Origin of the sequence: Salinicola sp. CR57, assembly GCF_003206585.1 — a bacterium.
Classification (GTDB): Bacteria; Pseudomonadota; Gammaproteobacteria; order Pseudomonadales; family Halomonadaceae; genus Salinicola; species Salinicola lusitanus.
Genome location: NZ_PZJL01000010.1, coordinates 106043 through 128609 on the forward strand (window position 1 = coordinate 106043; position 22567 = coordinate 128609).

General features: G+C 62.6%; 18 protein-coding genes. 15 read left to right on the forward strand and 3 right to left on the reverse strand.

The annotated features are described in order from the left end of the window. Positions 1 to 25: 25 nt before the first annotated feature. The 8 genes from DOM56_RS15235 to DOM56_RS15270 all read left to right on the forward strand — a co-directional run bounded on the left by DOM56_RS15235 (position 26) and on the right by DOM56_RS15270 (position 10409). Entirely contained in the window at positions 26 to 1525 is a 1500-nt protein-coding gene (locus DOM56_RS15235) for a sugar ABC transporter ATP-binding protein (RefSeq protein WP_110709930.1), read from the forward strand. Next, a complete protein-coding gene (locus tag DOM56_RS15240; RefSeq protein WP_110709931.1) occupies positions 1515 to 2474 on the forward strand; it encodes an ABC transporter permease in 960 nt (319 codons plus the stop codon). The genes DOM56_RS15235 and DOM56_RS15240 overlap by 11 nt, the downstream gene beginning before the upstream one ends. A gap of 438 nt (positions 2475 to 2912) precedes the next feature. Further along, positions 2913 to 4025, forward strand: coding sequence for an alcohol dehydrogenase catalytic domain-containing protein (locus DOM56_RS15245; RefSeq protein WP_110709932.1), 1113 nt, complete (start codon positions 2913 to 2915; stop codon positions 4023 to 4025). Positions 4026 to 4101: 76 nt separating this feature from the next. After that, positions 4102 to 4752, forward strand: coding sequence for a DUF2291 domain-containing protein (locus tag DOM56_RS15250; protein ID WP_110709933.1), 651 nt, complete (start codon positions 4102 to 4104; stop codon positions 4750 to 4752). Further along, a complete protein-coding gene (locus DOM56_RS15255; RefSeq protein ID WP_110709934.1) occupies positions 4752 to 6308 on the forward strand; it encodes a sugar ABC transporter ATP-binding protein in 1557 nt (518 codons plus the stop codon). Before DOM56_RS15250 ends, DOM56_RS15255 begins: the two co-directional genes overlap by 1 nt. 28 nt (positions 6309 to 6336) lie before the next feature. Further along, a complete protein-coding gene (locus DOM56_RS15260; protein ID WP_110709935.1) occupies positions 6337 to 7491 on the forward strand; it encodes an ABC transporter permease in 1155 nt (384 codons plus the stop codon). A 51-nt stretch (positions 7492 to 7542) separates the two neighbouring features. Continuing rightward, entirely contained in the window at positions 7543 to 8499 is a 957-nt protein-coding gene (locus DOM56_RS15265) for a D-ribose ABC transporter substrate-binding protein (RefSeq protein ID WP_110601258.1), read from the forward strand. A 659-nt stretch (positions 8500 to 9158) separates the two neighbouring features. Further along, positions 9159 to 10409, forward strand: coding sequence for an amino acid permease (locus tag DOM56_RS15270; RefSeq protein WP_110709936.1), 1251 nt, complete (start codon positions 9159 to 9161; stop codon positions 10407 to 10409). 20 nt (positions 10410 to 10429) lie between these two features. Here the strand turns inward: DOM56_RS15270 and DOM56_RS15275 are convergent, their stop codons facing one another. The 3 genes from DOM56_RS15275 to DOM56_RS15285 form a co-directional block, all read right to left on the reverse strand. After that, positions 10430 to 10867: an Lrp/AsnC family transcriptional regulator gene (locus DOM56_RS15275; RefSeq protein ID WP_198655806.1), complete on the reverse strand. Its 438-nt coding sequence runs from the start codon at positions 10865 to 10867 to the stop codon at positions 10430 to 10432. A gap of 500 nt (positions 10868 to 11367) precedes the next feature. Further along, complete coding sequence (locus tag DOM56_RS15280) at positions 11368 to 12171, reverse strand: DeoR/GlpR family DNA-binding transcription regulator (RefSeq protein WP_198655807.1); 804 nt, start codon at positions 12169 to 12171, stop codon at positions 11368 to 11370. Next, positions 12168 to 13292 (reverse strand): alcohol dehydrogenase catalytic domain-containing protein, encoded by a 1125-nt coding sequence (locus tag DOM56_RS15285; protein WP_198655808.1) that lies wholly within the window; start codon positions 13290 to 13292, stop codon positions 12168 to 12170. The genes DOM56_RS15280 and DOM56_RS15285 overlap by 4 nt, the downstream gene beginning before the upstream one ends. A gap of 311 nt (positions 13293 to 13603) precedes the next feature. Here DOM56_RS15285 and DOM56_RS15290 point away from each other — a divergent pair, with 311 nt between their 5' ends. The 7 genes from DOM56_RS15290 (at position 13604) to DOM56_RS15320 (ending at position 22553) form a co-directional block, all read left to right on the forward strand. Beyond that, the gene (locus DOM56_RS15290; RefSeq protein WP_110709939.1) at positions 13604 to 15166 is read left to right on the forward strand and encodes an FGGY-family carbohydrate kinase; all 1563 of its coding nucleotides are present in this window, start codon (positions 13604 to 13606) and stop codon (positions 15164 to 15166) included. Further along, the gene (locus DOM56_RS15295) at positions 15163 to 16989 is read left to right on the forward strand and encodes a glycerol-3-phosphate dehydrogenase/oxidase (protein ID WP_110709940.1); all 1827 of its coding nucleotides are present in this window, start codon (positions 15163 to 15165) and stop codon (positions 16987 to 16989) included. The genes DOM56_RS15290 and DOM56_RS15295 overlap by 4 nt, the downstream gene beginning before the upstream one ends. Next, the gene (locus DOM56_RS15300; protein ID WP_110709941.1) at positions 16986 to 17837 is read left to right on the forward strand and encodes a hypothetical protein; all 852 of its coding nucleotides are present in this window, start codon (positions 16986 to 16988) and stop codon (positions 17835 to 17837) included. The genes DOM56_RS15295 and DOM56_RS15300 overlap by 4 nt, the downstream gene beginning before the upstream one ends. Positions 17838 to 18002: 165 nt before the next feature. Continuing rightward, on the forward strand, positions 18003 to 19223 hold the full coding sequence (metK, locus tag DOM56_RS15305; RefSeq protein WP_110709942.1) for a methionine adenosyltransferase: 1221 nt from the start codon (positions 18003 to 18005) through the stop codon (positions 19221 to 19223). Between the two features lie 91 nt (positions 19224 to 19314). Then, the gene (locus tag DOM56_RS15310; protein WP_110709943.1) at positions 19315 to 20562 is read left to right on the forward strand and encodes a sodium:proton antiporter; all 1248 of its coding nucleotides are present in this window, start codon (positions 19315 to 19317) and stop codon (positions 20560 to 20562) included. A 126-nt stretch (positions 20563 to 20688) separates the two neighbouring features. After that, positions 20689 to 22011, forward strand: coding sequence for a TAXI family TRAP transporter solute-binding subunit (locus tag DOM56_RS15315; RefSeq protein ID WP_110601243.1), 1323 nt, complete (start codon positions 20689 to 20691; stop codon positions 22009 to 22011). 47 nt (positions 22012 to 22058) lie between these two features. Further along, positions 22059 to 22553 (forward strand): DUF1850 domain-containing protein, encoded by a 495-nt coding sequence (locus DOM56_RS15320; protein ID WP_110709944.1) that lies wholly within the window; start codon positions 22059 to 22061, stop codon positions 22551 to 22553. The last annotated feature ends 14 nt before the right edge of the window (positions 22554 to 22567 follow it).

Below are 22567 nucleotides of genomic sequence, written 5' to 3' on the forward strand. Positions count from 1 at the left end.
ACGCGAGAGTCCACGGGAGACGACGATGGCTTACTTGCACGTCGACCATGTCAGCAAGCGCTTTCCGGGCGTCAAGGCGCTGGATGACATCGTGCTCGAGATCGAGATGGGCCGGGTGCATACGCTGGCGGGGGAAAATGGCGCGGGGAAGTCGACACTGGTCAAGATCCTGACCGGCACCGAGAAGCCATCCCAGGGGCGCGTGATGATCGACGGTCAGGATGCGTCGAGTCACGACCACCTGCACAAGACCATTGCCTATGTCCCCCAGGAGATCAACCTGTTCGGCAACATGACCGTGGCCGAGAACCTCTTCATGCCGTTTTCGCGCTCCCGACGCGGCGGCTGGCTGTTCAGGCGTCGCGAGCTGGAGCGTGCGGCGCAGACCTGGCTCGATCGATTCAAGATCGCGGCCAGCCCTGGCGACAAGGTTCGCCACATCTCGATCTCCGATCAGCAGCTGCTGCAGATCGCGCGAGCCTGCACCAACGAGTCGATGAAGATCCTGATCCTCGACGAGCCGACCTCTTCGCTGACGGAGACCGAGGTCGAGCGCGTCTTTCGCGTGGTGCGGGATGTGGTGGCCTCGGGGTGCGGTGTCGTCTTCATTTCGCACAAGTTCGACGAGATGTTCGCCATCAGCGACACCATCAGCGTGTTGCGTAACGGTCGCAAGATCGAGACGCGGCCGGCGTCGCAACTGGACGACCGCCAACTGGTCTCGTTGATGTCGGGGCAGGAGGTCAAGACGGACAGTCGCCTGCAGCCGGAGGGCGGGAGCGGGGAGGTGATGCTGCGAGTCGAGGGGCTCTGCGGGAAACGATTCGAGGATGTCTCGTTCACCTTGCGGCGCGGGGAGATTCTGGGATTTGCCGGCCTGGTCGGAGCTGGCCGCTCCGAAGTGATGCAGACGCTGTTCGGCTTTCTGCCGGCCCGGTCCGGGACGGTCCAGCTGGAGGGGGAGGCGTGGCGGCTGGGGGATACGCACTATTCCATTCGCCACGGTCTCTTCTATCTCTCCGAGGAGCGCAAGTATCACGGCATCTTTCCCGGCCAGAGCGTGCGCCGCAATATCGGCATGGCATTGCTGCGCGCCACCGCCCGCCACGGGGTGATCGATGCCCGCCAGGAGCGGGCGCGGGTCGGCGACATCGTGCGTGACTACGACATTAAGACGCCGACCATGAACAAGAACATCGCTTTCCTGTCGGGCGGCAATCAGCAGAAGGCGATCATCGGGCGCGCCATGGCCTGTGACCCTCGCGTACTGATCTTCGACGAGCCGACCAAGGGGATCGATATCCGCACCAAGATGGAGATCTACCGGTTGATGAAGGTGCTGGCGGAGCGTGGCGTGGGAATCATCCTGGTGTCTTCGGAGATGGATGAGCTGCGGCGCTGCGCCAATCGCATCATCACGCTCTACGAAGGGAAGGTCAGCGGAGAGTTTCATATCGATCAGGCCAGCGGGGACGCGCTGGTCGGAGCCATCCACGGTCACGGGGGAAGCGGGCATGCTGCGTAAGGCAATGGGGTTCATGGTCAGCAACCCCCTGAGTGGCGTGGTGGGGGTGTTGGCGCTCATCGTGGTGGTGGCGTCGCTGCTGTCGGAAAACTTCCTGAACAGCTACAACCTGGTCATCATCGCCAGGTCGCTGGCCTTCATCGGCATGATCACCATCGCGCAGTCGATGCTGATGATCCTGGGGGAGCTGGACCTGTCGCTCGGCGCCATCGGGGGATTCTGCGGCGTGATCGGCGGCATCCTCATGGTCAAGCTGGGGCTGAATCCGTGGTTGGCATTCGCGCTCTGCCTGGTGGTCGGGGCGCTGTTCGGGCTGCTCAACGGCCTGCTGGTGACGCTGCTCCGGCTGCCCTCGCTGGTGCTGACGATCGGTATGGCGGGTGTCTACGGCGGACTCAATCTGGTCATCACCAAGGGGGTGGCGATCACAGGCATTCCCGCCGACATCGGATTTCTCGGCAGCGGCAAGTGGGCCGGCCTGCCGGTGCCGTTCTGGATCATGCTGCTGTTCCTGGTCGTGGCCTGTTTCATCACGCTGAAGACTCCGTTCGGACGCTACATGTATGCCGTCGGCAGCAACCTGTCGGCCGCCAGGATGCTGGGCATTCGCGCCGATCGTGTTCGTCTGGGCGTGTTCGCCTTCGCGGGCTTCCTGGCGGCGCTGGCCGGCATGCTGATGGTCGCCCGGCTCGGCTCGGCACAGCCCTCCATCGGAGATTCGTGGGTGCTGGGGCCTATCGCCGCCTCGGTGATCGGCGGGGTGCCGACCACGGGCGGCATCGGTACGCCGCTGGGGGCGATCTTCGGCGCGGCGATCATCGGAGTGATCGAGAACGTGATCGTGCTGCTGGGCATCTCCCCGTACTGGCAGTCTATGGTGAGCGGCGCCATCGTGGTGATCGCGATCTCGCTGGACTCCATTTCCCGGCGCTATTTCAAGCGCGATTGACCGGCCCGGCAGCCGGGCCGCTGTCGCGGTCCGGCTGTGGCACGGCCCCCGGCTGGATGCCCGGCGCCGACCTCCTCCTTTCTCATGGGTAATGACTTCTTTCATGGGTAGTGGCTCCACCCGAGCCCCTTCGTAGCCGTCGGCCACGATCACGATCGTGCGTTTCGATCCTCGTGGTGATCATATGATCTGTTTTAGATCATTCTAACGCATTCTGCTTCTGATCGATTTCTCGAATCTTGCCGCCAACCCGACGATAACTTTAGTCGTACGGAGTCAAATGAATTCATTTTAAATCGATATTTATCAATACGATAAAAATCATTTGGCTAAAGTCTTAGGGTGTGTTCCCGCTCTGCGTATTGATGTCTTTTCCGCTGCTGGGCTAAAAACATATGACCAAATATTGATCATGTGTTTAAGCGCAGGAGATCTTCCATGAGCGACGCCACTGCGACATCCACCCAAGCGACTTCCCACGACGACATCCCCCGCACGATGAAAGCGGTGGTCGCCTACGCACCCAACGACTATCGCTACGAAGAGGTACCGGTCCCCGAGATCGACGACCAGGAGATCCTGGTCAAGGTCGAGGGTTGCGGCATCTGCGCCGGGGACATCAAGTCCTACGACGGCGCGCCCAGCTTCTGGGGTGACGAGACCCAGCCCGCCTATATCAAGGCACCGATGATTCCGGGGCACGAGTTCATCGGCCGGGTGGTCAAGGTCGGTTCCCAGGTCGAAGGCTACGCCGTCGGCGACCGGGTGATCTCCGAGCAGATCGTGCCGTGCTGGAACTGTCGCTTCTGCGGTCGGGGCCAGTACTGGATGTGCGAAAAGCATGACCTGTACGGCTTCCAGAACAACGTCAACGGCGGCATGGCCGAGTACATGAAGTTCACCAAGGAGGCGATCAACTACCACGTCCCCGAGGAGCTGCCGCTGGAGAAGGCGATCCTGATCGAACCTTACGCCTGTTCGCTGCATGCGGTGCAGCGCGCCAAGATCGAACTGGGCGACGTGGTGGTGCTCTCCGGCGCCGGCACCCTGGGGCTCGGCATGGTCGGTGCGGCCAAGAAAGCGGGCGCCGAGAAATTGATCGTGCTCGACCTGTTCGATGACCGCCTGGAACTGGCCAGGAAATTCGGCGCCGACCTGACCCTAAACCCCAAGCGCGACGATGTGGTCTCGATCATCAAGGAGATGACCGAGGGCTACGGCTGCGACGTCTACATCGAGGCGACCGGGCATCCCAAGTCGGTCGAGCAGGGGCTGTCGATGATTCGCAAGCTGGGGCGTTTCGTCGAGTTCAGCGTGTTCAAGGATCCTGTCAGCGTCGACTGGAGCATCATCTCCGACCGCAAGGAGCTCGACGTGCTGGGTTCCCACCTCGGTCCGTACTGCTATCCGCTGGTCATCGAGGGGATCCGCAATGGCGACTTCCCGACCGAAGGCGTGGTCACCCACAAGCTGCCGCTGGAGAAATACGAGGAAGGCTTCGAGCTGATGAAGAGCGGATCGAAGTCACTGAAGATCGTGCTGATCCCTTGATTTCAGCGTGGCGGCGACAGCTACCTCGGCGCCGTGCAGACGAAGACAGCGGTATCAGGAAAGAGGGCTCGAAGCGATGAGTACAACAGTTGCCAGTCGGCCAGCAGCGCCGGGCAAGCTGAAAGGGCGCCTGATCATCGGCGCCTGCGTGGTCGTGGTGCTGGCGGCAATGGCCTGGGATACCACGGTGGTCGAGATCGGCCACGAGGCGGAGTTGGCCGGCGGCTTCTCTGCCGAGACCTATGGCGGGGAGCATTTCCCGGCGATTCAGGCGAGCGTCGAGGAGCGCGCCGTCGATGCCGCTGAACTGGCGTCGGCGGTACTCGCGGATTCGACGGCGGCGGGTCAGAAGTACGGTGTCGGCGACGGCTTCGGCCCGGTGGTGCCGGTCACTTTCAGCGGGACATTCGGTGAGGCGCGTTCAGGCATCTATACCGTCGACGCCAAGGGCGTGCCCGACGAGATCACGCTGCGCGTGCAGACCGGCCCGGCGATCAATGGTACCGACCTGCGCGATGCCACCGGCGAGATCTCGTTCGGCGAGTTTGCCAACCAGATCGAGTATCAGAACGCCGGCGCCTCGATCAACGACGCCATGAAGAAAGCCGTGCTGGCGGACATCGATACCGCCGATCTGAGCGGCAAGACCGTCAGCGTGACCGGTGTGTTCAAGCTGATCAATCCCAAGAACTGGCTGGTGACACCCGTCAGCATGGAGGTGCAGTGATGGCTTCCTCCTCGAATCGGCCTGCTCCTGCCGGTGAACCGGTCGACGATGTGGTGCTGTCGGCGCGGGATGTCGCCAAATCGTTCGGCAGCGTGCATGCGCTCAAGACGGTCAATTTCGACGTCTATCGCGGCCAGGTGACCACGCTTTTCGGCGAGAACGGGGCCGGCAAATCGACGCTGATGAAGATCCTGTCCGGGGTGATCCAGCCGACCTCCGGCGAGATCGTGCTGGAGGGTGAGCCGGTACGGTTCGCCTCGACCACCGATGCCCAGCGCCTGGGCATTTCGATCATCCATCAGGAGTTGAGCCTGGCGCCCAATCTCAGCGTTCGCGACAACATCTTCATGGGCCGCGAGATCAAGGGGCCTGCCGGTATCGACTATGCCGAGGAGGCGCGTCAGACCCGGGCGTTGATGGAGGAGCTCGACGAACCGATCGATCCGCTGACGCCGGTGGAGGACCTGCGCCTGGGCCAGCAGCAGATCGTCGAGATCGCCCGCGCGCTGTCGGTGAATTCGCGCATCCTGATCATGGACGAGCCGACCTCGGCGCTGTCGGCGACCGAGGTCGAGGTGCTGTTCCGGGTGATTCGCGACCTCAAGAGCCGCGGCGTCTCGATCGTCTACATCTCCCACCACCTGGAGGAAGCGCTTCTCATCACCGACCACGCCGTGGTGCTGCGTGACGGCGTGATGACGGCCTATGCCCGGCGAGCGGACATCGACCTGGAGTGGATCGTGCGCAACATGGTCGGCGAGAACTTCGATCTCGGCTCGCCGCCGACCGGTCACGTCATGGGCGACGTGGCGCTGTCGCTCGAGGATGTCAGTGTCGCCGATACCGCGGTGCCGGATCGCTCGGTGGTCGACCATCTGTCGCTGGAGGTGCGCGCCGGCGAGATCGTCTGCATCTATGGCCTGATGGGCGCCGGGCGCACCGAGCTGCTCGAGTGCGTGGCTGGCCGCGTGCCGCTGAGCGGAGGCCGGGTGGTGCTGGAAGGCGAGGACGTCTCGCACCTGAGCATCGCCGAGCGCATCGCCAAGGGCCTGGTGCTGGTGCCGGAAGACCGGCAGCGCGATGGCCTGGTGCAGACCATGTCGGTGGGCGAGAACCTGTCGCTGGCCAGCATCAAGGCGTTCACCCGCTGGCTGCTGACCTCGGGCAGCCGCGAGCGCGGCGTGGTCGACGAGTCGATCGCCAATGTCCATATCAAGACCGACGGGCCCAGGGCCGAGATCGGCTCACTCTCCGGCGGCAACCAGCAGAAGGTAGTAATCGGCAAGATGCTGGCGACCCATCCTCGGGTAGTGGTGCTCGACGAGCCGAGCCGCGGTATCGACATCGGGGCCAAGGCAGAGGTGTTCAAGCTGCTGGCGGAAGGGGCCGCCAAGCAGGGGCTGGCGGTGATCTTTTCCACTTCCGAAGTCGGTGAATGCCTGAGCATCGCCCACCGCATCGTGGTGATGAGCCGCGGACACATCGCGGCGGAGTTCGGCGCCGATGCCTCCAAGGAGCAGATCATGGCCGCCTCGGGCGAGGCCGTGGTCGCGTGAGCGCTTTTACTCGAAGGGAGTTTTGATTATGTCCAAGCACAGCCAAGCGCCAGCGCGCCAGGGTGGTGGCTTCGATCTGGGGCGAATGCTGCTCGAAGGTCGCGCCTTCTTCGCCCTGATCGCGATCATCATCATCTTCTCGGCGCTGTCGCCGGTCTATTTCTCGACCAACAATTTCCTGACCATGTCGTCCCATGTGGCGATCTTCGGGCTGCTCTCCATCGGCATGCTGCTGGTGATCCTGACCGGCGGCATCGATCTGTCGGTGGGCTCGACCCTGGGCCTGTGCGGGGTGGTCGCCGGCTTTCTGATGCAGGGCGTGACGCTGGATGCGTTCGGTGTGACCCTCTATCCGCCGGTCTGGGTGGTGGTGCTCCTCACCTGTGGGGTGGGAGCCTTCATCGGGGCCATCAACGGCGTGCTGATCGCCTACTTCAAGGTGCCGGCGTTCGTCGCCACCCTGGGCCTGCTCTATGTGGCCCGCGGCGTGGCGCTGCTGATGACCGACGGCCTGACCTACAACAACCTCGGCGGCGATCCGGCGCTGGGCAATACCGGTTTCGACTGGCTCGGCTTCAACCGCCTGTTCGGTGTGCCGGTGGGGGTCTGGGTGCTGGCGATCGTCGCGGTCGTCACCCTGCTGGCGCTGGCGCGCACGCCGTTCGGGCGCTGGGTCTACTCCACCGGCGGCAACGCCCGCGCCGCGGAGCTCTCCGGGGTGCCGGTCAAGCGGGTCCAGGTTTCGGTCTATGTGCTCTCCGGCATCTGTGCGGCGATCGCCGGGCTGGTGCTGTCGTCGCAGCTCACCTCCGCCGGCCCCACCGCCGGCACCACCTACGAGCTGACCGCCATCGCCGGCGTGGTCATCGGCGGGGCGGCGCTGACCGGTGGCCGCGGTACCGTGCGCGGCACGCTGCTGGGGGCTTTCGTGATCGGCTTTTTGTCCGATGGCCTGGTCATCATCGGCGTCTCCTCATACTGGCAGACCGTCTTCACCGGTGCGGTGATCGTGCTGGCGGTGCTGCTCAACAGCATTCAGTACGGCGGGCGCCGGAAGCGCGTGGCCACGCCCGCGGAACCGAAGGCACCCGACAATCCCTCTTCTCCGGCCTCGAGCGGCAACGCCGCGCGCGTGACCTCCGAGGCGGAAAGTACGGCCGGTAAACCGGCAACACAGCACTAGCCTCACCGCTGCACGCTAGTCATCACAATCGCAAAAGAAGGGTGATCCATCATGTTCAAGACAGGAAAACGCCTGCTGATCGCAGCCCTCGCCGTCAGCGCGCCGTTGCTCGCCGGGACCGCCATGGCGCAGGACAAGGGGCTGATCTCGGTCATCGTCAACGATACCTCCAACCCCTACTGGTTCACCGAAGGCAAGATCGCCCGGGAAACGGCCGAGGGGTTGGGGTATCGCGCCAACGTCAGCGCCCACAAGGGGGATACCAATACCGAAAGCCGCCAGATCGACACCGCGATCACCAACCAGGCCAAGGCGATCATTCTCGATCCCGCCAATGCCGATGGTTCCGTCGGTGCAGTACGCAAGGCCGTCGACGCCGGCATCCCGGTATTCCTGGTCAACGCGGAAATCAACGAGCAGGGGCTGGCCAAGGCGCAACTGGTCTCCAACAACGCCCAGGGTGCCGCCCTCGGTGCCCAGCAGTGGGTACAGGCGGTCGGCGACTCGGCCAACTACGTCGAGCTAAAGGGCGCGCCGTCGGACAACAACGCCGCGACCCGCTCCAACGGTTACGAGACGGTGTTGAGCCAGTACCCGGATCTCAAGAAGGTCGGCGAGGATGTCGCCAACTGGGACCGTACCCAGGGATTCAACAAAATGCAGAGCCTGTTGCAGGCCAACCCTGACATCCAAGGGGTGATCAGCGGCAACGACGAGATGGCGCTGGGCGCGATCGCCGCACTCAAGGAAGCCGGCAAGCTGGACGATGTCGTGGTCGGTGGCTTCGACGGTTCGCCCGACGCGGTCGACGCGGTCAAGTCCGGCGAGCTCGCCTATACCGTGCTACAGCCGGTGGCGATCTTCTCCAAGGCGGCGGTGCAGATGGCCGACAAGTTCATCACCACCGGTGAAACCGGTGTCCAGGGTGAGAAGCACCTCTTCGATTGCATCCTGATCACGCCGGATAACGTCGACAAGTACGTCTCCCCGTTCGTGCTCAAGCAGTAAGACGCAAGGCCGTTCCCCCGAAACACCGCCGCGGCGGTGTTTTTCGTCTCGATTGAGGCCAGGTCCGAGCGTTGGCGTTGGCGGTGAAAGAGTAGGAACACCGTCAAATGCCCGGTCTGTAAAATCTCGGTGACCTGCTCAGCGGTGACAGAGCCATCTCCGGAACAAGGGTGGCAAGACGATGGAGAGCCAGCGTGGCTTGGGTGGTGCCCCGGCGAGAGACAATGTCACCGCACATCACACAGGCCCGCGGTGGGTAATTTCCCAAGCACGTTAGTGAATAGTCCTAAGAGCCGTGGAAATTGAAGTCCTGTTTAGGTACTTCGTGTAGTCATTTGCACTATGTGAAATGTTTTTAACCTCTCTGACTCTGTAGCATAACCATCACGGCATTGAGTGATCAGGGCTTTCTCGAGCATAAAGAGGTTGTTTGATTCCTGTCCACGAGTGGCGTGGCCATCAGCCGGGTCAGGAACTGGTCATTATCCCGGCATGTCTGTATTTAGTGTAATTTTGGGCAAGTTGAATGCGGGAAAGGCGACGAAATTATCCTCTCCGCAGGCACCCATCACAAACTCACTTCTTCGAATGATAGCGCATCTGTGCGATATATTTTCGGGGCATCAGTCATCTTCTAGAAGAGCTTCAGGAGTCGTCTCATGGCTGAACTACAAAAAACCCTTACCGCCTGGAGGGGGGCAGCGCTATTCATCAATATAGTTCTGGGTGCAGGGCTGCTCGTTTTACCCGGTCTCACGGTGCAAAGAGTTGGAGATCTCTCGTTGGTCTCATGGATCATTTGTGCCGTGCTGGCCACTCCTCTGTTCGTCATCTTCATTATCCTGGGCTGCCGACACCCCGGACCAGGAGGGTTGGCCGCATACGTGCAACAAGCTTACGGCAGGTTCGCTTATGTCGTTGCCTCATTGATGTTTCTGGGCGCCGTCGTTCTGGGCCTCCCTGCGATTGCTTTGACGGGAGGCTACTACGCCAGTACGACATTTGGCGGCTCCGCACACATTTATGGATTGTTGATCATGGGGGCCGTGCTGCTGCTCAATCTGCAGTCAGTCGAGGCCGCGGGCAAGCTCAATCAGGTTCTATCATGGGTGCTGGTGGTTTTCTTGACTGGCCTGGCACTGCTGTCGCTCTACCTGGTCTCGAATGAGCCTGCATACCATGCCATCGCAGCTCCAGGTTCTATTGACGAATTCCGCACCATTTGGTTGGCGGTTCCGATGATCTTCTTTGCCTTTACCGGGTGGGAAGTGGGAGCCAGCATCACCGGCGAGTTCAAGAACCCCAGAAAAGATCTCCCCATCGCCATGTGGATATCCTTCTTCGTAGCCATTGCGCTATATCTGATCATGGCCTATGTGGCTCAGCGTGCGAATTTGCAGAACGGTTACGCAGCGCCCTTCGCGACTATCATCAATAATCACCTTGGCGCCTATGGAAGCGTGATTGTCGGTCTCATCGCTATCACCTTGATCTTTGCGAATCTCAGTGCTGCCGGGTGGGGAGTGTCAAGGATGGTCTACTCTCTGGCGCAGGAAGGGGTCGCGCCCTCCTATCTGCTTAATCTCACCAAAGGCCAGCCATATCATGCATTGATAACGATCATTCTCATCTTCAGCACCGTTATCGTCTTTGACTGGATTGGGCTTTTGGGTATCGATAATCTTCTCAAGTTGGCGGGCCAGAATTTTCTGATCCTGTATGGGTTTTCGGCGCTGGTGCTTTTCAAGTTGGCGCAAGGAATGGCTGAGAAAATGATTGCCTGTCTTGGCGCTGGCGTGTGCTTGATAATCGTGCTTTTGCAGGGGTTAAGCGTTATTTATCCGATCCTGATCGTTGCGGTTTCCATTTTCGTGTACTCCTGGAAAGGCGAGATTAAGAGTGTGCCTTAGCAGTAAGATGTCAAGGAGACCTAGTCCCACATTTTGATCACTGGGGAGATTGACGAGCTTTTCACTTTTGGATGTTCAGTCAAGAAGTATTTGAGTTTCATCATCTCCTCAAGTGAGTCATAAGATATTTCTAAAATCAGGTCAAGGTCGCCATAAACGGAGTATTTGCTTTTGATGATATCGAAAGTTTCGAGTTCTTTCAGCAGCTGTTCGCATTGCGAGCCATCGACATGATTGACGATGACGAAGCCTCTCAGCTTTTTTGAGCTTCTCTCCTTGTCTGTATTTAATATTACGTTGTAACCTTGAATGGTTCCGTCTGCCTCGAGTCTTTCGATTCTCTTCTCTACCGAAGTCCTGGAGCGGTTCACCAACCTGGCGATGTTCGAGAGCTTCTCTCTCGCATTCTTTTTCAATAGCTCTATGATCTGCGAGTCAACGTTGTCTTTGATGCCCATGCTCTTACTTCGCCTCATCAAAAATGCCAGCTATTTTAGCGTTCAACCTTTGCGGAGGCCTTGACACTGTCATTGCCAATCAATTTTCAGGCGCGGCCTGAAGTGGTTTCAGTCTCTGTATCTTAGCAACAAGTCACGATCGAGGAGAATACCCCGCTCACGAGTCCTGCGGATGACTTAATATCAGACATAACGAATGCACTGTCATGGACGATAAACCCGATGGGGCGTGTCGACTTATGGGAGTTCTCGACCCTGGCATTTTCCACCGTGGCCTCGCCCGATTGACGCCGGCATTGGCACCATCTCGAGATAATTGGTCCTCCTCGTTCGATCGGTGGCCGCCATGCCTATCAGCAGTTCGATGTCCATCAGCGGATCCGTAGCCGTTGACGCTTCGAGCTGAGCCGGGAGTTTCCCGCCGCTGCTCTCGCAAGAACGGTCTTCGGTGACTCCCAGCGCTGCTCGAAGTTGACCTTCGCCTACTCAGGTCGAGCCCGTCATAGCCGAATCAGTCGATAGGGAATCCCGGCCTCGTCCAGCGTGGTGCGATGCTCGGCGGCAAGGCTTTCATCGATCAGTACGAGGTCGAACTCGTCGAGATCGGCGAGCCGGTGCAGCGCGCCATGGCCGAACTTGGCGCTGTGGACGAGCAGTATCCGGCGCTCTGCCGCCGCCATCTGGGCGCGCTTGATCTGGGTCACCGTCGGGTCCTGCACGTAGGCGGTAGTGCCGAGGATCGCCGAGGCGGAAAGCACCGCGACATTGGCACGCAGGTTGGCGAGCGTCTGTTCGCAGAGCAGGCCGAAGGTGGCATTGAAACGGGGCTGGTAGTCGCCGCCCAGGGTGATCAGCTTGATGCCGCTGGCGGTCTTGAGCCGGTCGATGCTCTCCAGGCCATTGGTGATCACGGTCAGCGGCTCCCGCGCCGGCAGTAGCAGGGCGAGTTCGGCGGCAGTGGTGGAGTCGTCCAGCATCACCGCTTCGCCGGGGGCGATCTCCTCCAGCGCCGCGCGGGCCAGGGCCTGCTTTTCTCGCGTGGCGATATGCGAGCGCAGCGCGAAGTTGCTTTCGAACACGCTGGAAGAGCGCGTGGTGACTCCGCCGTGCTGTTTGTTGACCATGCCCTGCTCGGAGAGCGCGTCGAGATCGCGGTGCACCGTCATCCGGCTGACGCCGAAGCGCTCGGCCAGTTCGTCGACCTGGGCCGAGCCGGCCTGGATGATGTAGTCCAGCATCGCCTGGCGGCGCGCTGGCGCCCCCCGGGTCACGGCACGCGTCGTCATGTCTGGTGGAGAGGTCATGACGCTCCCGTCGTCAACACGACCTTGATCGAGTCGCGCCGGGCGGCGATCTCGAAGCCGCGTTCGAAGTCGGTCAGCGCAACACGGTGGGTGACGATGCCGCGAGTCGTCACCAGCCCGCGGGCCAGCAGGTCGATCGCCACCGGGTAGGTATGCGGAGAGAGGTGAGAGCCGCGGATATCCAGCTCCTTGCGGTCGCCGATAGTGGACCAGTCGACGCTGGTGGGCTCCTTGAAGACGCTGAACTCGACGAAGCGGCCGAGCTTGCGTAGCGACTCCAGGCCCTGGGCCACGCCGCTCGACGAGCCCGTGGCGTCGATATAGACCTCGCAGCCGTAACCGCCGGTGAGTGCCCGAATCTCCTTGGCGATATCGTCGCGATGCGGATTGAAGCCGTGATCGGCACCGTAGTCGTAGGCCATTGCGAGGCGATCGTCGTGGGTGTCGACCAGAATCAACTGCCTGGGCGTCTTGAGCTTGGCGAGCTGCACCATGGCCAGGCCGATCGGGCCGCCACCGGCGATCACTACGGTGTCGTCGAACTGAATCTCGGCGCGGTTGACGGCGTGGATGCCGCAGGCCAGCGGTTCGAGAAAGGCGGCTTCCTCGACGCTCAGGCGCGGGTCGACCGGGTGCAGTACCGCATTGGCCGGCACGCGCAGGTACTCGGCCATGCCGCCATCGGCGACACCGCCTTGGAAGCCGAAGATATGATGCACTTCACACATCCAGTAGTGCCCGCGCTGGCAGTAGAGGCATTTGCCGCAGGGAAGAATCTGTTCCGGCACGACGCGATCACCGAGCGAGACGCCGAAGTGTTCCCCGGCACCCTCGCCCAGTGCGACGACTTCCCCCGCGAATTCGTGGCCGACGATCATCGGTGGTTTGACGAAAGGGGCGAAGCGGTCGCCGTCGCCCCAGTACATGGCGGCGCCGTCGCGGCACTTGAGATCGCTGGAGCAGATGCCGCAGGCCTGGATTCCGAGAATCAGCTCGTTGGGGCCGGGTCGGGGCGTGGGCACGCGCTCCAGCCGGTAGTCGCCGGGGCCACGACAGACCACGGCTTGCATGTCATCGGGTAGCGGCGTTGGTTCCGGACGGGCGGGTTGGGTGGCGGACATCGGAGACTCCGGCGATAGCTAAATGAAAGCCTGGCAAGGGCATGGCTGAACACAGCGATGACAGCGGTGAGTGGTGAAGAAATAACATCAAAACGTGACGATGTGCCCTATGACTTTGGTCTCGATATAATTCTTTCGTCATCGATATCTTATTAAGGTCATGAAATTAAATATATTTTTAGTTTTTAAGTTTTGATTTAACACCATCGTCTAACGCCCAATTATAACAAGGTGGTGTTAGAAATGGCGCTCATGGAGCTCTCGCAGCGATAGGCAAGTGTGCCGGCGGAGCCAATACACGGGAGGCAGCCATGTCACGCGGTTATCTACTGGGGCTGGATGGTGGCTCCAGCTCCACCAAGGCGGTGATTTTCGATACCCAGGGCAACGTCGTGGGAATCGGGCGGGAAGCGTCCCGGCTCGAGCATCCCCAGGCGCACTGGGTCGAGCGTGACATGAACGTCGCCTGGGCGAGCGCCGCCGAATCGATACGCGCCGCCCTGGCGGCTGCCGGTCTCGAGGGCGGTGAGATTCTGGCGGTGGGGGTCACGGCTCACGGCGATGGGCTTTACCCACTCGATCGCAAGGGTGAGCCGCTTGGCCACGCCATCACCTCACTTGATAGCCGTGCGGCGGGTATCGTCGAGCGGTGGTGCGAGCAGGGCCTGCGCGAGGAGGCGCTGGCGCGGATCGGGCAGACGCCTTTCGCCTTTTCACCGGTGACCCTGCTGGCGTGGCTGCAGGCCAATCAGCCCGAGCGCTACGCCGCTCTCGGCCACGTCTTGACCTGCAAGGACTGGCTGCGATTCAAGCTGACCGGCGAGATCGCCACCGACTTCACCGAGGCCAGCACCGGCTATACCGACGTCAACACCCAGCGCTACAGCCGCGACGCGCTGTCGATGCTGGGTATCGCCTCGGTCTTCGAGGCCCTGCCCGACGTTCGACTGCCCGAGGAGGTCGCCGGCCAGGTCTGCGAGTCCGCCGCGCGCGTCACCGGCCTCAAAGTCGGTACACCGGTTGCCACGGGGCTGCATGACGTTACCGCCAGCGCGGTGGGGCTGGGCAATATCGCATCGGACACGCTGACCATCGCGGCCGGGACGTTCAGCATCAACGAAGTCTTTTCCGACGCGCCCAAGCCCGATCCGCGTTGGGCGACACGCAACGGGCTGCGCCCTGGCCAGTGGCTCAACATGGCGATTTCACCGGCTTCGTCGAGCAATCTCGAGTGGTTTCATCGTCAGTGGGGGCAGCCTGGAGATGGCGGCACCGGGGCCTTCCTCGCCGACATGGAGGTGGCACTCGACGCCGCTTTCCGCAGTCCGTCGCGGCTGGTCTATCACCCGTTCCTTTACGGTTCGCCCTACGACGAGCCGGCCAGTGCCGGGCTGTTCGGTCTCCAGGGCTGGCACGACCGTGGCCATGTCCTGCGCGCGATCCTGGAAGGGGTGGTGTTCAATCACCGGGTGCATGTCGATGCGCTGGCGTCGACGTTCCCAATCGATCGCATCCGGATCACCGGGGGCGGCAGTCACTCGCCGCGGCTGGCCCAACTGTTCGCCGACTCGCTGGGGCGACCGCTGGAAACGTCGCGAATCCAGGAGGCCGCGGCCTGGGGCGCTGCGATCTGCGCCGGGGTGGCAGCCGAAGTGTTTCCCTCCATCGAGTCGGCCACGTCGCTTTGCGAGGTCGACCACCGTTATACCCCCGATTCGGAGCGTCAGGCAGTGTGTCAGCAGGGCTTCGAGCGCTACCAGCGGTTGATCGAAGGGATGAGAACGCTATGGGCGACGCTGGACGTCGAGGCGTCGCCCCCGGATTCATCCGACACTTCGGCGGAATCCACGCCGACGATGGGAGCAGGACAATGACGGAACCCGCCAATGCCGCGCCGCTGACGCGTCGGCAGACCCTGGATCGCCTGCGCGCGGATCCCTCGGTGTCAGTACTGATTATCGGTGCCGGAATCAACGGTGCCGGGCTGTTCCGCGACCTGGCGCTGCAGGGCGTCGATACGCTGATCGTCGACAAGCAGGACTTCTGTGCCGGCGCCAGCGCCGCACCGTCGCGACTGATCCACGGCGGACTCAAATATCTCGAGACCGGAGAGTTTCGGCTGGTGGCGCAGTCGACCCGCGAGCGCAACCTGCTGCTGCGCAACGCGCCGCACGTGGTGCATCCGTTGCGCACGGCAATGCCGGCGCACAGCTGGTGGGGCGGGATCTGGCCGTCGCTCCAGCGGTTCCTGCGTCGTCCGGCAAAGATCGACGATCGCGGCATCCTGATCAGCGAAGTTGGGCTGACGCTCTACGATTTCCTCGGGCGCCATTTCCGCAGCATGCCACGTCACTCGGTGACGCTGGGGCGCCGGGTACGCGAGTCGCTGCCGGACGTGCGCCACGACGTCAAGGCGCTGCACACCTACTACGATGCCGCGATCAGCCAGGCCGAGCGGCTCGGGTTCGAGCTGATCGACGACGGCTGCCGTGCCCATCGCGGCGCGATGGCGCTCAATCACGTCACCCTGACCGGGAGTGACGGTGAAGCGATAACCTTTGTCGATGAAGAGGGCAGCGCCTTCAAGGTTTGCCCGCGGATCATCGTCAATGCCGGCGGCGCCTGGATCGACGAGATCAACCGCCAGCTGGGCCAGGAAACGCGGCATATCGGCGGCACCAAGGGTGGGCACCTGGTCGTCGACGTGCCACGGATCCGCGATCAGCTCGATGGGCGCATGATCTATTTCGGCACGCCCGATGGCCGCATCTGCCTGATCTATCCGTTCATGAGCCATGTGCTGGTCGGCGCCACCGACATCCGCTGCACCGACCCGGACCAGGCCGTCTGCGACGATGACGAGCGCGACTACCTGCTCGAAGCGGTGCATTACCTGTTTCCCGAGGTGACGATCGGTCCGGATCAGGTTCGCTACCGCTATAGCGGCGTGCGGCCATTACCGCGCAGCGATGCCGACGATCCGGGCCAGATCAGCCGCGATCACGCCATCGTCGAGGATCGCATCCACGCCTGGCCGGTGTTGTCCCTGGTGGGTGGCAAGTGGACCACGTTTCGCGGGTTCGCCGAAGAGGCGGCCGACGACCTGCTGGCGAGGCTGGGGCGTCGGCGCGAGATCGATACCCGGCAGTTGGCCATCGGCGGTGGGCGGGACTTTCCCCGCGATGCGGCCTCGCGGGAGGCGTGGCTCGCCCGGGTGACGGCCCTCTGCGAGGGCGACCGGCATCGGGCCATTATCCTGCTGGATCGCTATGGCACGCGGGGAGAAGCGGTGGCACGGCACTGCACGGGGATGAACGCCGGCGGTGCCTGCCGCCAGCGGCCGCTGGATTCGCTGGCCGGTTATCGGGTCGGGGAGATCGATTTCGTCTGCCGCTTCGAGCGCGTCGAGCATCTGGCGGACGTGCTGTTCCGGCGCCTGCCGATCGCGCTGGCCGGCCTGCTCGACAGTGCGGTGATCGAGGAGGTCGCGACACTGTGCGGCGGGGCCTTGGCGTGGTCGGAGGCCCGTTGTCGGGATGAGGCCGACAGGGTGCGAGAGATTGCCGTGCGCACGCACGGTGTCTCGCTCGCCCCGGCTGCCGACGACACCACGGGCAGCGCCACCGAACCGTCCCCTTCCACATCGGCAAGCGTCCCGCGAGAGGGGCCTTCCTTCACCCAGGAGCCAGCATCATGACCCACAGGCTTTCCGCCGCCGGATTGAGAACGGGGCGGCTGTTCCGCCGCGAGACCGGCCTGACCTGCATGGTGGCGTTCGACCGCACGCTGCTGGCGGGCCCGGTGGCGCATGCGATCGATGCGCGCCGCACCTGCGAAGCCATCGTCAGGTCGCGCCCGGACGCGGTACTGCTATCGCCGGGTGTGCTCAAGTCCTGCGGGGGTCTGTTCGCCGACAGCCGCGCCCCTAGAATCGTGCTGCGAATCGACTATCCGATGGTGGGCGACTTCACCCTGGCGGGGGAGGAGCACCACCGCATGATCGCCACCCCCGCTCAGGCCCAGGCGATGGGCGCGGATGCCGTGGTGATGTGCCTGATCTCCGGCTACGACGACCCTCGGCGTGAGGCCGACAATCTCGAGGCGGTAGCGGAGGCGGCGCGTCAGTGCGAGGCGATCGGGTTGCCGCTTATCGTCGAGGCGGTGGTGTGGGGGGCCAGGGAGGAAGGGCTGCTCGATGGCGAGCGTATCGCGCGAGTCGCGAGGATCGCCGCCGAGCTGGGGGCCGACCTGATCAAGGCGCAGTACACCGGCGATCCCGACGATATGCGGGCTCTGACGGAGAGCTGTCCGGTGCCGGTGCTCGTGCTGGGTGGGGCCGCGATGAACGATGACGAGGCGCTGACGCGATTTACCCAGGGCGCGCTGGACAATGGCGCCAGCGGGGTGATCTTCGGCCGCAACGCCTGGCAGCGCGAGGGCGTGACCGGGGGCATCGAGCGGCTGGTCTCCATCGTTCACGGGCGTGTCGTCGACGGAGACGACGCGGCGTGCGGCGAAAGCGATGGCTGCGGTGGCAAAACGTAGGCAGCTAGCTATTCTGTGTGTAGACTTTTGGACCCTGCCCTGACCCGCTCGGGGCAGCGATGTCGTGCGTCGTTTCATCCGTCCTTCCGACCGGCGGCGCTGCGTTTTGTCAGGCGGGCCGCGCGCGCGGGCCGCAACCAGTGAACGAAGGGATCCCCGTACGCCATGAGTGAATACTCTCTGTTTACCTCTGAATCCGTGTCCGAGGGGCACCCGGACAAGATCGCCGACCAGATTTCCGATGCCGTGCTGGACGCCATTATCGCCCGCGACAAGCAGGCCCGCGTCGCCTGCGAGACGCTGGTCAAGACGGGGGTGGCCATCGTCGCCGGTGAGATATCCACCACCGCCTGGGTCGATCTGGAAGAGCTAGTGCGCAAGGTGATCATGGATATCGGGTATACCTCGTCGGAGGTCGGCTTCGATGGTGAAACCTGCGGCGTGATCAATCTGATCGGCAAGCAGAGTGTCGATATCGCCCAGGGTGTCGACCGCAGCAAGCCCGAGGACCAGGGCGCGGGGGATCAGGGCCTGATGTTCGGCTACGCCACCAACGAGACCGAGTCGTTCATGCCGGCGCCGATCCACTACTCGCATCGTCTCGTCGAGCGCCAGGCGGAGCTGCGCAAGAACGGCACGCTCTCGTGGCTGCGCCCGGACGCCAAGAGCCAGATCACCTTCAGCTACGACGACCAGGGCCAGCCCAACGGGGTCGATGCCGTGGTGCTCTCGACCCAGCACGATCCGGACATCTCCCAGGATGACCTGCGCAAGGCGGTAGAGGATCTGATCATCCGCGATGTGCTGCCGGCGAAGTGGATTCACGACAACACCCGGTTCCATATCAATCCGACCGGCAAGTTCGTTATCGGTGGCCCGGTGGGCGATTGCGGTCTGACCGGGCGCAAGATCATCGTCGACACCTACGGCGGCATGGCACGTCACGGCGGCGGCGCGTTCTCCGGCAAAGATCCCTCCAAGGTCGACCGCAGCGCGGCCTACGCCGGGCGTTACGTGGCCAAGAACATCGTCGCCGCGGGGCTGGCCGACAAGTGCGAGATTCAGGTCTCCTACGCCATCGGTGTCGCCGAGCCGACCTCTGTGTCGATCAATACCTTCGGTACCGCCCGGGTCAGTGAGGCCAAGATCATCGAACTGGTGCGCGAGCATTTCGACCTGCGCCCGCACGCGATCACGCGGATGCTCGACCTGCTCCATCCGATGTATCAACTGACCGCGTCCTATGGCCACTTCGGCCGTGAGCCGTTCGAGTCCAGCTATACCTGGACCGACGTCAACGGTGAAACGCAGACCGAGACCTTCACCGCCTTCCCGTGGGAGAAGACGGACAGGGCAGAGACCCTGAGGGCCGCCGCCGGGCTGTGACGAGTCCGGACCGGCCAGCGGTACAGGACAAAGCGGACCCGCCCACCGGGTCCGCTTTTTTGATGGAGCGGCGACGACAGGGAAGGGGACGATGCTGGAAATTGCAGCCATCTTCATCACGATCACCGCGCTGTTCGCGTGGTTCAACTATCGGTTCATCAAGCTGCCCGCGACGATCGGCGTGATGTTCATCTCGCTGGTGACATCGGTGCTGCTGATCGCCTCGAGCCATCTCGGGTTCGACGTAATCACCGACTGGGCCGAAGCCTGGCTGGGACAGATCAACTTCAACGCCCTGCTGATGGACGGGATGCTCTCCTTTCTGCTGTTCGCGGGCGCGCTGCATGTCGATTTTCATCAGTTGAAGCGCTACCGCTACTCGATCGGCCTGCTCGCCACCGCCGGGGTGTTGATCTCGACGGTGGCGATCGGCAGCGCCGCCTGGTGGCTCTTCCGCACCTTCCATATCGGTGTGCCCTATCTCTACTGCCTGGTCTTCGGCGCCTTGATCTCGCCGACGGATCCGATCGCCGTTCTCGGCATCATGCGCAGTGCCGGTGCGCCGGAGGACATGGAGATCAAGATCGTCGGCGAGTCGCTGTTCAACGATGGGGTCGCGGTGGTGGTGTTCACCATGCTGCTGGGAGCAGCGACCGCGACGGAGGCGCTGACGGTGACCCACTCCGCGATGCTGTTTCTGGAAGAGGCCGGGGGCGGGATGCTGCTCGGGCTGGTGATGGGGTATGTCGCCTACCGGTTGATGAAGAGCATCGACCAGTATCAGATCGAAGTGCTGGTGACCCTGGCCCTGGTACTGGGTGGCTACACGCTGGCGACGCATCTGCAGGTCTCGGGGCCCATCTCGATGGTCATCGCCGGGCTGTTCATCGGCAATCGCGGGCGCGAATACGCCATGTCGGACACCACCCGCCGCTACGTCGATGGCTTCTGGGAACTGATCGACGAAATCCTGAACGCGGTACTGTTCGTGCTGATCGGCCTCGAGTTACTGCTGATTCCCTTCGAATGGTCGTACTTGATCGTCGCGGGCCCGGTGATCGGCGTGATCCTGCTGACGCGCCTGGCCACCATCGGCCTGCCCATCGTCGTCTTGAGTCGCTGGGTCCACTTCCGCCACGGAACCACGCGGGTGCTCACCTGGGGCGGGTTGCGGGGCGGAATCTCGGTAGCGCTGGCGCTGGGCCTTCCCGAGAGCGATTACCGCAATACGCTGGTGATGGTGACCTACCTTATCGTGCTGTTCTCGATTCTGGTCCAGGGCTTGACCATTGGAGGCGTCGTGCAGCGGGTATTGGCACAGGGATCCGACCCGTCTTAGACTTTAGTGGTATATGACGGCTCAGGCATGGTATCGGCGCCGGGCGTTCCTTACTCTTGTGTCATCGTGTTGTATCTTCTTCTTCGGCCGACCGGCCGATGGTATTCAAAAATGACGGGGTGAACCATGATGTTACGCACAGGGATGCTGGTCGCGGCACTAGGCCTGTCCGGCGCGCTGCTGGTGGGCTGCGGCGATGACAGCGATGATCAGGCGAAGAGCGAGACTCAGGAACCGTCATCCTCCCAGCAGGAAACCCAGTCTTCCGGCTCCGATTCCCAGGAGATGGCCGCTTCCGACTCCTCCGGCAGCGAAGGCAGCAGTGGCGGCGAGCCGGTGAACCTGATCTTCGGCACCGGCGGTACCGGCGGCTCCTACTATCCGATCGGCGGCGCGCTGAAGAGCGTGTTCGAGCAGAGCGATCTGGTCAATGGCGTGCAGGTGGTCTCGACCGGCGCCTCGGTGCAGAACATCAACAACATCACCGACGGCCTCAACCAGGTCGCCATCGTGATGAGCGACGTGGCCTATGACGCGGTCAAGGGCCAGAACCAGTTCGACGGCCAGCCCGCCGATATCGAGACCATCGCCGGGATGTATCCGAACGTGGTGCAGGTCGTCGCCACCGCCGACAGCGATATCCACAGCATTGCCGATCTGAAAGGCAAGCGCGTCGGCGTCGGCAAGGTCGGCTCCGGGGTCGAGCAGAGCGCCGCCAAGGTGCTGGAGTCTGCCGGTCTGAGCTACGACGATCTGGCCCAGGTCAGCCATACCGGTTACGCCGACAGCGTCACCGAGATGAGCAACGGCAATCTCGATGCCGCGTTCTTCACCTCCGGCGTTCCCAACTCCAGCATCACCGGTCTGATGCAGAGCACCGACATCACCTTCGTACCGGTCAGCGGTGACGTCGCCTCCAAGCTACTGGAGAAATACCCGTACTACGAGAACTACGAGATCCCGGCCGGTGCCCCCGAGCGCTACAACCTGGGCGATGCCGTGGACACGGTGGCGATCCGCAACATCCTGATCGTACCCTCCTCGATGCGCGATGATGTCGCCGAGGACCTGGCCAAACGCTTCCACGACTATCTGGAATCCGGCAACGTTTCCGTCGGCGCACTCAAGCAGTTCGACCCTGCGACCATGGACCAGAATCTGGTCGTGCCGTTGCATCCGGGCGCCGAGGCGTATTACGAGACGCTGGCTGGCTCCGCGGATGCGAAGTCCGGCGACGCCGCCGCGACCACTGGCGACAACAGCGATCTCTCGGAAGAGACCGCCTCCATGCCGGCCAACGAGCAGGCGGCCACGACCGAAGCCGATGGCGCCGAATCCGAACCGGCCAAGCAGACCAGCGCCGAGACGCCAGAAGACAATATCGACACGACCGAAGGTAGCGACACCAGCGGCAGCGAGAACGCCCAGGACAAAGAACCGCAGTCCTGAGCGTCGGCGGGCGTCACCGGCAAGCATTGCGATGACGTGTGATTCCGATGCGTAAAACCTGGTTGAGTCTGGCAGCGGTGGCGATCCTCTTGATCGCCACCGCTTCGGTTCCGCTGCCGTGGTTGGTCATCCGCGAAGGGCCACAGTGGCGGTTCGCGTTTCCCGGTTGGCAGGGGACGACCTTCACCATTCGCTGGATGCATTCGGTCGAGAAAGAGGACTGGGAAGAGTGGTTCAGGGTGACCGATGCCGACACCATCGAGATCACCGGGACGCGCTTCAAGACCTTCGGCGCCGGTGTGCCGTCGGATGCCGGCACCGAAACCCATCTCGAGGACGGTTGGGTGGTGATGACCGGGATCGATCGCGACGTCGATCCTTTGGCCGTCCAGGCTGCGGCAGAGGAGCACTACAGGCTGATCTTCGCCGGCCACACCATCGCGTTGTCTCAGGGTGACCCGCCGCCGATTCTCAACTTTTCCATCATCAGGGTGCCGTTGTGGCAAGCACTGCCGGCACTGTTGCGTCCCTGGTTATCGTAGATTCCCGCCTGGCG

Coding starts and splice junctions, on each gene's coding strand:
- DOM56_RS15265 (WP_110601258.1), top strand. CDS start 7,543: ATGTTCAAGACAGGAAAACGCCTGCTGATCGCAGCCCTCGCCGTCAGC.
- DOM56_RS15260 (WP_110709935.1), top strand. CDS start 6,337: ATGTCCAAGCACAGCCAAGCGCCAGCGCGCCAGGGTGGTGGCTTCGAT.
- DOM56_RS15310 (WP_110709943.1), top strand. CDS start 19,315: ATGCTGGAAATTGCAGCCATCTTCATCACGATCACCGCGCTGTTCGCG.
- DOM56_RS15250 (WP_110709933.1), top strand. CDS start 4,102: ATGAGTACAACAGTTGCCAGTCGGCCAGCAGCGCCGGGCAAGCTGAAA.
- DOM56_RS15235 (WP_110709930.1), top strand. CDS start 26: ATGGCTTACTTGCACGTCGACCATGTCAGCAAGCGCTTTCCGGGCGTC.
- metK (WP_110709942.1), top strand. CDS start 18,003: ATGAGTGAATACTCTCTGTTTACCTCTGAATCCGTGTCCGAGGGGCAC.
- DOM56_RS15255 (WP_110709934.1), top strand. CDS start 4,752: ATGGCTTCCTCCTCGAATCGGCCTGCTCCTGCCGGTGAACCGGTCGAC.
- DOM56_RS15295 (WP_110709940.1), top strand. CDS start 15,163: ATGACGGAACCCGCCAATGCCGCGCCGCTGACGCGTCGGCAGACCCTG.
- DOM56_RS15315 (WP_110601243.1), top strand. CDS start 20,689: ATGATGTTACGCACAGGGATGCTGGTCGCGGCACTAGGCCTGTCCGGC.
- DOM56_RS15290 (WP_110709939.1), top strand. CDS start 13,604: ATGTCACGCGGTTATCTACTGGGGCTGGATGGTGGCTCCAGCTCCACC.
- DOM56_RS15280 (WP_198655807.1), bottom strand. CDS start 12,171: ATGACCTCTCCACCAGACATGACGACGCGTGCCGTGACCCGGGGGGCG.
- DOM56_RS15245 (WP_110709932.1), top strand. CDS start 2,913: ATGAGCGACGCCACTGCGACATCCACCCAAGCGACTTCCCACGACGAC.
- DOM56_RS15240 (WP_110709931.1), top strand. CDS start 1,515: ATGCTGCGTAAGGCAATGGGGTTCATGGTCAGCAACCCCCTGAGTGGC.
- DOM56_RS15275 (WP_198655806.1), bottom strand. CDS start 10,867: ATGGGCATCAAAGACAACGTTGACTCGCAGATCATAGAGCTATTGAAA.
- DOM56_RS15285 (WP_198655808.1), bottom strand. CDS start 13,292: ATGTCCGCCACCCAACCCGCCCGTCCGGAACCAACGCCGCTACCCGAT.
- DOM56_RS15270 (WP_110709936.1), top strand. CDS start 9,159: ATGGCTGAACTACAAAAAACCCTTACCGCCTGGAGGGGGGCAGCGCTA.
- DOM56_RS15320 (WP_110709944.1), top strand. CDS start 22,059: ATGCGTAAAACCTGGTTGAGTCTGGCAGCGGTGGCGATCCTCTTGATC.
- DOM56_RS15300 (WP_110709941.1), top strand. CDS start 16,986: ATGACCCACAGGCTTTCCGCCGCCGGATTGAGAACGGGGCGGCTGTTC.